The sequence below is a fragment of the Sphingomonas sp. NPDC019816 genome (genome assembly GCF_050274375.1).
Lineage (GTDB): Bacteria > Pseudomonadota > Alphaproteobacteria > Sphingomonadales > Sphingomonadaceae > Sphingomonas.
This window is the reverse complement of the sequence record NZ_JBNNOB010000134.1, coordinates 1-10163: the sequence shown is the minus strand read 5'-3', so window position 1 is coordinate 10163 and position 10163 is coordinate 1. Positions and strand designations below refer to the sequence as shown.

Below are 10163 nucleotides of genomic sequence, written 5' to 3'. Positions count from 1 at the left end.
GCCCTGCCGAAATCCCCCTCGACACTATGTTCGAGCTGTTGTTCCTGCCCAGATGACTCATCTTGGTGCCGGTATCGGCCTGCTGGCGATTGTTCGTCACTGCGACCGAGTAGAACTCGCCGACCGATCCGTCGCCCGCCAGCACGCAGCTCGGGTATTTCCACGTCACCGCCGAGCCGGTTTCGACCTGGGTCCACGACACCTTGCTGTTCTTGCCCTGGCACAGCGCACGCTTCGTGACGAAGTTATAGATGCCGCCGACGCCATTCTCGTCGCCCGGATACCAGTTCTGGACCGTCGAATATTTGATCTCGGCATCGTCCAGCGCGACCAGCTCGACGACCGCCGCGTGCAGCTGGTTCTCGTCGCGCATCGGCGCGGTGCAGCCTTCGAGATAGGAGACGTACGCCCCCTTGTCCGCGACGATCAGCGTGCGCTCGAACTGGCCGGTATTCTCGGCGTTGATGCGGAAATAGGTCGACAACTCCATCGGGCAGCGGACGCCCTCGGGAATGTAGACGAAGGTCCCGTCCGAAAAGACCGCCGAGTTGAGCGTCGCGAAATAGTTATCGCGCTGCGGCACGACCTTGCCCAGCCACTTGCGGACGAGATCGGGATATTCCTTGATCGCCTCGGAGATCGAACGGAAGATCACCCCCGCCGCTTCCAGTTCCTTGCGGAAGGTCGTCGCGACCGAGACGCTGTCGAACACCGCGTCGACCGCGACCTTGCGCGCACCCTCAACGCCCGCCAGCACTTCCTGCTCGGCGATCGGGATGCCCAGCTTTTCGTAGGTGCGGCGGATTTCGGGATCAAGCTCGTCCAGCGACGCGATCGTCTTCTTCTGCTTGGGCTCCGCGTAATAATACGCGTCCTGATAGTCGATCGGCGGGATGTTCAGCTTGGCCCAGTCCGGGCTCTCCAGCGTCTGCCACAGGCGGAACGCCTTCAGCCGCCAGTCGAGCATCCATTCGGGCTCGCCCTTCTTGGCCGAGATATAGCGAACCGTATCCTCGCTCAGCCCCTTGGGCGCGAAGTCCTGCTCGATCTCGGTAGCAAAGCCCCACTCATATTTCTTGTTGGCGGCGGCGAGCGCCTCTGCATTCTTCGTGGCCATCAGGCGAATACCCCCGGACGCGCATCCGCGCCCATCACTTGCGATTCAACAGGATCGGCGGCGAGCGTCGCGAGCGTCACCCCGGAAAAGGCGGCGCGTACCGCCTGATTGACGACATGCCAATGCGGCCGGACACGACATTGCATTTCCAGACTACAGTCATGCGCGGCGCCATCGACACAGGCGGTCAGCGCGATCGGGCCGTCCACCGCCTCGACGATGTCTGCCAGGCTGATCGTGTCGGCCTCCCGCGCCAAGCGGATGCCGCCGCCGGTGCCGCGCGTGCTCTCGATCAGGCCAGCGCCCGCCAGCCGGCTGACCAGCTTCTGCGCGGTCGGCAAAGGCACGCCCGTCTGCCCGGCCAGCAGGGTCGCATTGCTCCGCCCGCCCGCGCCTTCGCGCGCGGCGGCGGTCATCATCACGACCGCATAATCGGCTAGGCTGGAAAGGCGCATGGTCTCCAATCGGATGGATTTGGTCCGATTGGCAAATGGGCGTGGAGGGGCGGTTCGTCAACCGGGTTTCGGTATGGGAATTTCGATGGGTGTGAGTGAGGGAGCGGCTTATCGCCACACTTCCCACTTCTTAAGCCCCTCCCGTAAACGGGAGGGGTTTGGGGAGGGCATGGAGTCTCACCGAGCCTATCGCCCGTGGCCTTGCCCTCCCCCATCCCCTCCCGTTTACGGGAGGGGCGTGAGTCTCATGCAGGTTTAGCGCCCGATCAGGCCTTGCGCGATTTCGTCCGCCACGTCCGAGGCCGGATGGCCGGTCTCGGCCGAGCGCTGCCACACCTGTTCCAGGCGCTCCGGGATCTTGGCGATGCGCGCCATGACCTCGGCCTCGTCGCCCTGGCCCAGATATTCCAGGCCGACATTGATGATGCCGCCCGCGTTGATGACGTAATCAGGGGCATAAAGGATACCCGCTTCCGCCACGCGCGCGCCGTCCTCGCGGGTCGCCAGCTGGTTGTTGGCACCGCCCGCGACGACCTTGGCCTTTAGCCGCTGGATCGAATCGGCGTTCAGCACTGCGCCCAGCGCATTGGGGCTGACCAGATCGACATCAGCGAACAGGATCTCGTCGGCCGAGGCGACGCTCGCGCCCAGTTCCGCCGCCATCTGTTCGGCGCGCGCATGGTTGACGTCGGCGATGGTCAGGACCGCGCCGTCCTTGGCCAGCAGTTTGGCGAGACCGCCACCGACCGAGCCGACGCCCTGGATCGCGACGCGTACGCCCTTCATATCGGTCGCGCCCAGGCCGCGCTTGGCGGCAGCCTTGACGCCCAGATAGACGCCGTGCGCGGTATAGGGACCGGGGTCGCCACCCGCCGCACCACTCGCCACCGGCAGGCCCGAGACATAACGCGTCTGGGTCGCGATGACCTTCATCCGCTCCTCGGACATGCCGACATCCTCGGCCGTCACGTACCGACCGCCAAGCGATTCGACCGCGCGGCCGAACGCTTCCAGCTGCGCGGTGGTGATGACGTCGCCGGGCTTCGCCGCCAGGACCACGCCCTTGCCGCCGCCCAGCGCCAGACCCGCCATCGCGTTCTTGTAGCTCATGCCGCGTGACAGGCGCAGCGCGTCGGTGATGGCGAGCGCGGGCGTGCCATAGTTCCAGAAGCGCGCCCCGCCCGCCGCCGGGCCGAGATGCGTCGAGTGCACGGCGATGACCGCCTGCAGACCCGACGTGGGATCGGTGAACAGGTGCACGCCTTCATGCGCGTCGAAATCGGGAAAGCCCCAGTTCGTCATGCTCGTCCTTCGGTCCGACAAAAGCGGAACCGGACCGAGTCTTCCGACCCGGCCACCCTATCGGTGAGGATTGAGGGGGGACACGGGCGCGAAAGGGGCCGGTGCCGTGGCCAGAATATGGCCGAATAAGAATGGGGCGACCGACGGGACTTGAACCCGCAACTTCCGGCATCACAAGCCGGCGCTCTAACCAATTGAACTACGGTCGCCGCGAAGGCTTGCGCCCCTAAACGGGATCACCCGGCTTCGTCAAGCGCTCAAAAAGCGCCCGCGTCAAAATCTCCCCTGCGCCGACAGGCGATAACCGCCGCCCGATCCCGCGACGAAGCCCAGCTGCTCCAGCTTGGTCGCTGCCGCCGGATCGCCGGGGGTCAAGACGAGGTCCGCGGTATAGCGGCCATCGGGGCGGATGCGCAGGTTCACCGCCTCGGTCCCGCCCTGCCCCGTCATCGGCAGTAGCAGCGCGCCGGCCTCGCACCGGGCATTGCCCATCATCGTCGGCGGCAAAGGCAGCCCGCCCGCCTCGCCGGTCACGGTCGCGCGCACGCGGCCGCCCGCCTCCTCGCACACGCCGTCGCGGAAACGGACGGTGACGTCCTCCAGCGACAGCATGGTGACCGGCAACGGCGCGAACAGCGCGGCGGCGGGCAGGTTGGCGGTGACGCCGTCGATACCCATGGCATGGCGGCTGATCATCGCGGCACCCATGATCGGGCGACCATCGGCGCCCGCGCCCTCGAACGCCAACCGCGCCCGGCCGACGAGCAGGGCGAGCGGTGACAGCGACACGCGCAGATCGCCCAGTGCGACCGCGCCGAACCGCGCCTCCAGCATGCTGCCGCCCCAGATCGTCCCGCCGACCCGCCGCGCGCTCAGCCCCTGATCGGCCAGCCCGGTCGCGCCCAGCGCGAGGCGCATCGGCAGGAAGACGATCAGCGCCGCGACCAGCATCGCGACGAACAGCACCGATGGCCGCGTGGTCATCCGCAAGCGCATCAGGACACCCGTGTCCGCAGGAGGAGCGCAACGCCGACCGTCCGGTCGCCATTGTCGGTCAATGTCGCCTGTTCGACCAGCACGCCGCCGCGCTCCAGCCGGACGAGCCACGGCGTCAGCGCGGCGGGGCGCGCCGATCCGATCTGCGCACGGACCCGACCGGGACCATCCTCGGTCAGGCTGGTGAGGGTGAAGCCCGCCTGCTCCGCCGAGACGCGCACCGTGTCGGCCAGCGTCCCCGACAGCGCGGGCGGACGGCGGCGACGCTGGGACAGCTCGGCGGCGATGACTTGCGCCTCGCCCAGCCGGATTACCGCATCGGCATGGCGTTCGCGCGCGCTCGACAGGCCGTCGCTCATCGGGCGCAGGATGCCCCCCCAGATGATCGTCACGATCAGCAGCGCGCCCATGACCAGCAACAGCCGCTTCTCGCGCAGCGAACGCCCGTCGAACCAGAGTTTCAACGCCTTCATCGCCCACGCACCGTGAATTCTCCCGTGATCCGCCCGTTCGCCGCGACGAAGGTGCTCGGTTGGACGGTGAAGCCCTGCGCCTCGATCGCGCGCTTCAGGTCGGTGGCCAGCGCCTCGCGGTCCACCGCCACGCCCAGCCGGACGTCCCCGCTCGGCTGGAAGTCCAGCGCGGTCAGCTCGGTGCCGGGCACGCCGCGCACCGCCGCGAAGATCGCCGCCGCCGTCCGGCTGAACCCCTGGCCCGGCCCGCGCACCGCCGACAGCCGCTCGGTCAACTGCCGGTCGGCATCGACCAGGGTTTCGCCACGCGGCAGCGCGGTGCGCGCGACCTGCTCGATCTTCGCCTCGGTCGCGTCGGCGGCGAAGCTGTACTTGGTCCACTTCACCAGATCGATCGCCAGCGTGACGACGACAATGGCGACACCTAGCCACGCCAGCCGCCTGACCAGCCGCCAGTCGATCGCAAAGCCGCGCCGCCGCGCGAACGGCCCCTGCCGCAGGTCGAGCGCGGGCGCAGTGGCCACCGCCCCCAGCGCCGCCTCGATCCCGTCGGCGTCCAGATCGGCGAGCGGCGCCTCGCCGGTGACGATCTCGGTAAAGCCCGGCTCGTCGGCGAAGCCCGACGAACGCCCGCGCACCACGCCCTGCCCCGCCAGATCGCCCCGGACATAGCCCTCGTCCGGGCGCGGCAGCAGCAACGGCGCAGGCACGACCGCGACCGGGTCCACCCCCGCCGCGCCCAGCCGCGCCAGCCAGCCCACCATCGCGCCGCGATTGACGATACCGATCGGGCGGCCGCCATCCTCGTCCTCGCCGACCGCGACATGGAGTTCGCCCATCGGCGCGGCGCTGACCTCGGCCGCCAGCAGCCGCGCGGCGGCGGCGGCCTGCGCGGTCGAGCGCGCGGGGATGTCGGCCCAGTGCAGCGACACCGCATCGGCGGGCGCGACCGCGATCACCTCACCGTCACCCTGGGGCAGGCCCTCACCACTCGCCGCGATGCGCGCGTCCTCGATCCGCATCCAACGATAGTCGCCGCCCTCGCCCGGCGGCAGGAACAGGAGGTTGGTCGCACTCATCACTCTTCCCCCCAAATCCGCGCCACCAACTGCGGCATTCCCTGTCGCGCATCGACCAGCGCGCGTTCGTCGACCCGGACGCTGCCCAGCATCACCGTGATGCGCAGATTGAACCAGCCGCTGGTCGTCGCCACGCCGCCGCCCCCGCTCGCCCCCGGTATCTGCGCCCAGAATGCGCCCGCGTCCGCATAGCCTTGCGGTGGACGGCGCAAAAGAGCTTGTGCGATGGTGCCGGGCGAAATCGTATCGACCTGCGCCATCGCGACCAGCGGAGCCTGTTCGGGCGCCAGCGTATTGATGTTGACCATGGTCGGCGTCGCCTGGGGCAGCGTGCATATCCAGGGGCGTAACTGCGCATACAGCTCGGGCGTGACGCCGTTGACCATACGGAACTCGCTGACATCCGCCATCATCGCGCCGCCGGTCCGATAGGGCAGATCGCGGGTCAGATAGAGCGCATCCTCCGCGCCGCCGCCTTGCGGGTTCTGGTCGCTGTCGATCCAGTCGGAGGTGGCGGTGGCGACCTGCTCGGCGACCTGGCCTGGGATACCCAGCAGCCGCATCAGCTTGGCGAAATGCGCGACCTCGACCGCATTGCCGATCAGCACGCCGGGCTGGCCGGGCAGCGGGCTCGCCAGGCCGTTCAGGTTGAAGCAGTTGCTGCCATCGGTCACCCGCGCCACCGCCGAGCCGCCGCCCGCCATCCCGCCGAGCGGCAGGGCGAAGGGACGGTCGCTCCATCCGCCCAGCAGCGACACGCGCCCCTGCGCCTGTTGCAGCAGATCGCCGATGCGGATCATTGCCAGCGCCTCGGCGGCATAGGCGTATCCACGCGCCTGCTCGATCGCCACCGCATTGCCGCCCAGCCGGGTCGCCAGCCGCAGCTTTTCGAGCGCGGTCGCGGCCAGCACCGCGATAACCGCGACCAGGATGAGGACGGTCAGCAACGCGGCACCCCGCTCGCTGGACTTGGGGCGATGGTCAGCCACCGGGCGTCGGGGTCGGAGTGGGTGTCGGCGTGGCACCGGGGCCGCCGACCGTGCCGGCGGCGTTGCGATAGCCGGTGCCGACCAGAAACAGCTGGCGGAAGATCTGGCCGTCGTCGCGCACGATCGTCACCTCGGCCGCCCGGGGCAAGGCGACGCCCGGTTCGCCCTGCCATTGCTCCAGCCAGGCCCCCTGGAAACGGTAGCGCAGATGCAGCTCGCGGACGTGATCCATCAACGCGGCCGGCTCCATCGGCGCGGCCCCGTCGAGTAGCGGCCACGCCACCCGCTCCAGCACGTCGCCGTTGAGGCGATAGGCGACCTTCTGCAACGACGGCCGCTGCGCATCGTCGAGATTGCTCCAGCCGGCGCGCACCAGCCGCATCGCATCGGGTCCGGCGACCATGGCAGGCGTCTGCACCCCGCCCTCGTCGCGCGTCGGCCGGTCGACCGCCTGCGCCAGATCGGCCGACAGGATCGCGGTCGTCCGGCTGACCGCCGCCATCGAATCCAGCCGCTGCCCGGTCACGCCCTGCGCCCGCACGCTGAGCGACAGGATCGCCACGGCGGCGGCGGCCAGCATCGAGAAGATGAGCAGCGCCACCATGACTTCGACCAGGGTGAAGCCGCCCTGCCCCGTACCCCCGCGCAGGCGGGGGCCCAGTTTTTCTTCGCTCCCCGTTGCCGCAGCCGGCGTCAAGAATACTGGGCCCCCGCCTTCGCGGGGGAACGGGCAGGCCATGTGTCTCAAGACGACGCCACCCCGATCGCCGCCTGTGGCATGGGCGGGCGCACCATCGTCATCCGTCCGACGATGCTGCCCCCGGCATTGGCGACCGCGACGTCGATCCGCACGACGCGGACATCGCCCGTCCCGCTGACGATCCGCGTCCATTTCCAGCTGCGCCCGCCATTCACCTCCGCCCCGGTCGTCCGGCCGAGCGCGGGGGCTTGTGGATCGGTGACGGCGGAAATGGCGACGTTGCGCGCGACCATCTGCGCGACCAGCGTCTCGTCAAGGATCGAGGCGCCGCGAATCGTCGCACTCTCCAGCCGGACCAGCGCCATCGCCGCCAGGCTGAACACCGCGAGCGCGACCATGATCTCGATGAGCGTGAAGCCGCTTTCCATTCCTCCCCTGCAAGGGGAGGTGGCAGGCCGGAGGCCTGACGAAGGGGTGTAGCCGCGAGCGAGGGTTGGAATCGCAAGCGGCGACACCCCTCCGTCACGGCTGCGCCGCGCCACCTCCCCTTGCAGGGGAGGAATGTGGGATGCCTCACCCATCGACGCGCACCATGCCGTCCGCACCGATCCGCACGATGCTGCTCGCCCGCTCGCGGGTCAGGCGAAGCTCGACCGGACGGTCGGCCAGCCCCGTCACGTCGAAGGTGATCCGCACGCGGCCGCTGGCGTCGGGAATCTGCGCCTGGGTGCCGTCCTCCCATTGCGCCACGCGCAAGGGCTTGGCGGTCATCGGACTCCATGCGCCGTCCGCGCGCCGGTCGAAGCCATAGCCGCCGCGCGTGACCCAGATGCTGACCGGCGACGCCTCGACCACCGCCACGTCGTGCGCGGCGCGGACGCGGGCGGCGAACTTCAACGCCTCGTCCGCCACCCGCCCGCGCCGATCGGGCAGCGACCAGACCGCGATCGCCGAGGCCAGCCCGATGACGGTGATGACGATCATCAGTTCGACCAGGGTGAAGCCGTTGGCCCGTGCACTTCGACTTCGCTCAGTGCGAACGGAGGTTGGGACCGGTGCCCCCGCTCCGTTCAGCCTGAGCGAAGTCGAAGGCCACGCCCGAACCTCCCCACGCAGGCCCAGCCCGCCGCCGTTCCCGGCATCCAGGCGGGCGCGCGGGCTCACTTATCCCAGTTGCCGATATCCGCGTTGATCCCCTCGCCGCCTTCCTTGCCGTCGGCGCCGTAGGTCCAGACATCCGCCTCGCCATGCTGGCCGGGCGAGGCATAGAGATACGGACGCCCCCAGGGATCGTCGGGCAGCTTCTTCAGATAGCCACCCTTCTGGTAACGCGACGGATCGGCGAGACCGGCGGGCATCGTCACCAGCGCCTGCAGCCCCTGCGACGTCGTCGGGAAGGTCAGGTTCTGGAGCTTGTACAATTCCAGCCCGCCCTCGATCTGCGCGATGTCGGCCTTGGCCTTCTGCACGCGTGCGGTGTCGCCCGAGGGGAGGACGTTCAGCGCGACGATCGTCGCCAGCAAGCCGATGATGACGATCACGACCATCAGCTCCACGAGGGTGAAGCCGTTGGCAGGGCGTTTGCGGCGAATACGCCGAGGGGTTGGGGTACGCATCAACATGTCCTCTCGTCTCATTGCCCCGCCAGCGTGTTGAGCTGGAGGATCGGCAGCAGGATGGATAGCACGATCGTCGCGACGACGCCGCCCATCACGACGATGATCGCCGGCTCCAGCAGCGAGAGCGCGGTGGCGGTGAAGCGGTCGAACTCGCGCTCCAGATAATCGGCGGCGCGCTCCAGCATCTCGTCCAGTCGACCCGCCGCCTCGCCGCTGGCCGCCAGATAGGTGAGCAAAGGCGGGAACACCCCCGCCCGCCGCATCGCCGCCGACAGACTGCCGCCGCCCCGGATCGAATCGACGATGGCGTCGGATGCCACGCGCAACCGGCGGTTGTGAATGGTCCCGGCGGTCAGGGTCAGCCCTTCGAGCAGCGGCAACCGGCTCGCCACCATCGTCCCCAGCGTGCGCGCCATCCGCGCGGCGTGCAGGTCGCGCAGCAGCCGGCCGAGCAGCGGCAGCTTGAGCAGCCAGGTATCGAAGGACAGCCGGATCGTGGGCACCTTCAACGCCCGCCAAAAGCCGACGCCGACGATCGCCGCCAGGCCCGCCATCAACCACCACCAGCCGACCAGCAGGTCCGACACGGTGATGACCATGCGCGTCAGGAAAGGGAGTTCCTGCCCGACCGTGTCGAACTGCTCGACCACCTGCGGCACGACAAACATCATCAGCGCGGTGACGACGCCCATCGCCACGACCGCCAGGATCGTCGGATAGGCGAGCGCGGTGATCAGCTTGCCGCGAATCTCGGCCTGCCGTTCAAGCAAGGCCGCCAGCCGTTCGAGGATCGTCGGCAGCGTGCCCGAACTCTCGCCCGCCGCGACCATTGCGCGGTAGAGCGGCGGGAAGCTCTTCGGCTCGCGCGCCATCGCGTCTGCCAGGCGACGGCCTTCGGTGACACCCTGATGCACCGTCGCGACGATGGCGCGCACGCGCTCCTGTTCGGTCTGGCGGGTGATGGTGCGGAGCGATTCCTCCAACGGCGAGACGCGGTTGAGCGTGGCGAGCTGGCGGGTGAAGAGGGTCAGTTGCTTGACCGACATGCGCGCGCGGCCGAGCTTTAGCCCGAACAGCGGGCGGCGCTCGGCGGTGTCGCCGCTGCCCGGCTTGACCGAGACGACATAGAGGCGTTGTTTCTCCAACGCGGCGCGGGCGGCGTCGGCGGTTTCGGCGGGGATAAAGCCGCGCTTCTCCGCGCCCTTGGTGTCGATGGCGACATAGTCGAACCCGGCCATGTCAGCGGGCTTTCCCATAGGGCCGTTCCCCCGCGAAGGCGGGGGTCCAGTTACTGCGAGACGTGGGGAATGGCCATTCTAATTCACGCGGAGACGCGGAGACGCGGAGAAAGAATAGGTTCGCGCAGAGGCGCAGAGGACGCAGAGGTGCCTCGTGCGCGGCAGCGCACAGCCTTTTCAACCAGCCAAAAATAG

The 10163-nt window shown here is 68.9% G+C and carries 12 protein-coding genes and 1 tRNA gene; all 13 read right to left on the bottom strand.

The window, feature by feature from the left end:
- Positions 1-1117, bottom strand: a 1117-nt coding sequence (sufB, locus tag ACQKJZ_RS15855) for a Fe-S cluster assembly protein SufB (protein WP_427732244.1), incomplete at its 3' end; no start/stop codon positions are given.
- Positions 1117-1572 (bottom strand): SUF system Fe-S cluster assembly regulator, encoded by a 456-nt coding sequence (locus ACQKJZ_RS15850; RefSeq protein ID WP_427732242.1) that lies wholly within the window; start codon positions 1570-1572, stop codon positions 1117-1119. The genes sufB and ACQKJZ_RS15850, both read right to left, overlap by 1 nt.
- 255 nt (positions 1573-1827) lie before the next feature.
- Positions 1828-2874, bottom strand: coding sequence for a Glu/Leu/Phe/Val dehydrogenase dimerization domain-containing protein (locus ACQKJZ_RS15845; RefSeq protein WP_427732240.1), 1047 nt, complete (start codon positions 2872-2874; stop codon positions 1828-1830).
- Positions 2875-3006: 132 nt separating this feature from the next.
- Positions 3007-3083: transfer RNA gene (locus tag ACQKJZ_RS15840), tRNA-His, on the bottom strand.
- Between the two features lie 64 nt (positions 3084-3147).
- A complete protein-coding gene (locus ACQKJZ_RS15835) occupies positions 3148-3870 on the bottom strand; it encodes a type II secretion system protein N (protein ID WP_427732238.1) in 723 nt (240 codons plus the stop codon).
- Positions 3870-4343, bottom strand: a complete 474-nt coding sequence (gspM, locus tag ACQKJZ_RS15830; RefSeq protein WP_427732236.1) for a type II secretion system protein GspM — start codon at positions 4341-4343, stop codon at positions 3870-3872. Before gspM ends, ACQKJZ_RS15835 begins: the two co-directional genes overlap by 1 nt.
- Positions 4340-5422 carry a type II secretion system protein GspL gene (gene gspL, locus ACQKJZ_RS15825; protein WP_427732234.1) on the bottom strand — a complete coding sequence of 361 codons (1083 nt, stop codon included), beginning with the start codon at positions 5420-5422 and terminating at the stop codon, positions 4340-4342. The genes gspM and gspL overlap by 4 nt, the downstream gene beginning before the upstream one ends.
- Positions 5422-6411: a type II secretion system minor pseudopilin GspK gene (gene gspK / locus ACQKJZ_RS15820; protein ID WP_427732232.1), complete on the bottom strand. Its 990-nt coding sequence runs from the start codon at positions 6409-6411 to the stop codon at positions 5422-5424. Before gspK ends, gspL begins: the two co-directional genes overlap by 1 nt.
- Positions 6404-7108, bottom strand: a complete 705-nt coding sequence (gspJ, locus tag ACQKJZ_RS15815) for a type II secretion system minor pseudopilin GspJ (protein WP_427732230.1) — start codon at positions 7106-7108, stop codon at positions 6404-6406. The genes gspK and gspJ overlap by 8 nt, the downstream gene beginning before the upstream one ends.
- Before the next feature lie 47 nt (positions 7109-7155).
- Positions 7156-7539 (bottom strand): type II secretion system minor pseudopilin GspI, encoded by a 384-nt coding sequence (gene gspI, locus ACQKJZ_RS15810; protein WP_427732228.1) that lies wholly within the window; start codon positions 7537-7539, stop codon positions 7156-7158.
- 145 nt (positions 7540-7684) lie between these two features.
- Positions 7685-8185 (bottom strand): GspH/FimT family pseudopilin, encoded by a 501-nt coding sequence (locus ACQKJZ_RS15805; protein WP_427732248.1) that lies wholly within the window; start codon positions 8183-8185, stop codon positions 7685-7687.
- An 86-nt stretch (positions 8186-8271) separates the two neighbouring features.
- Positions 8272-8727: a type II secretion system major pseudopilin GspG gene (gene gspG / locus ACQKJZ_RS15800; RefSeq protein ID WP_427732226.1), complete on the bottom strand. Its 456-nt coding sequence runs from the start codon at positions 8725-8727 to the stop codon at positions 8272-8274.
- Positions 8728-8744: 17 nt separating this feature from the next.
- Positions 8745-9968, bottom strand: a complete 1224-nt coding sequence (gene gspF, locus ACQKJZ_RS15795; RefSeq protein WP_427732246.1) for a type II secretion system inner membrane protein GspF — start codon at positions 9966-9968, stop codon at positions 8745-8747.
- Positions 9969-10163 lie beyond the last annotated feature (195 nt).

What these genes read in the sequence shown, in the direction of transcription:
- ACQKJZ_RS15850 (WP_427732242.1), bottom strand. Translation starts at nt 1,572, where the DNA reads ATGCGCCTTTCCAGCCTAGCCGATTATGCGGTCGTGATGATGACCGCC.
- ACQKJZ_RS15845 (WP_427732240.1), bottom strand. Translation starts at nt 2,874, where the DNA reads ATGACGAACTGGGGCTTTCCCGATTTCGACGCGCATGAAGGCGTGCAC.
- ACQKJZ_RS15835 (WP_427732238.1), bottom strand. Translation starts at nt 3,870, where the DNA reads ATGCGCTTGCGGATGACCACGCGGCCATCGGTGCTGTTCGTCGCGATG.
- gspM (WP_427732236.1), bottom strand. Translation starts at nt 4,343, where the DNA reads ATGAAGGCGTTGAAACTCTGGTTCGACGGGCGTTCGCTGCGCGAGAAG.
- gspL (WP_427732234.1), bottom strand. Translation starts at nt 5,422, where the DNA reads ATGAGTGCGACCAACCTCCTGTTCCTGCCGCCGGGCGAGGGCGGCGAC.
- gspI (WP_427732228.1), bottom strand. Translation starts at nt 7,539, where the DNA reads ATGGAAAGCGGCTTCACGCTCATCGAGATCATGGTCGCGCTCGCGGTG.
- gspG (WP_427732226.1), bottom strand. Translation starts at nt 8,727, where the DNA reads ATGCGTACCCCAACCCCTCGGCGTATTCGCCGCAAACGCCCTGCCAAC.
- gspF (WP_427732246.1), bottom strand. Translation starts at nt 9,968, where the DNA reads ATGGCCGGGTTCGACTATGTCGCCATCGACACCAAGGGCGCGGAGAAG.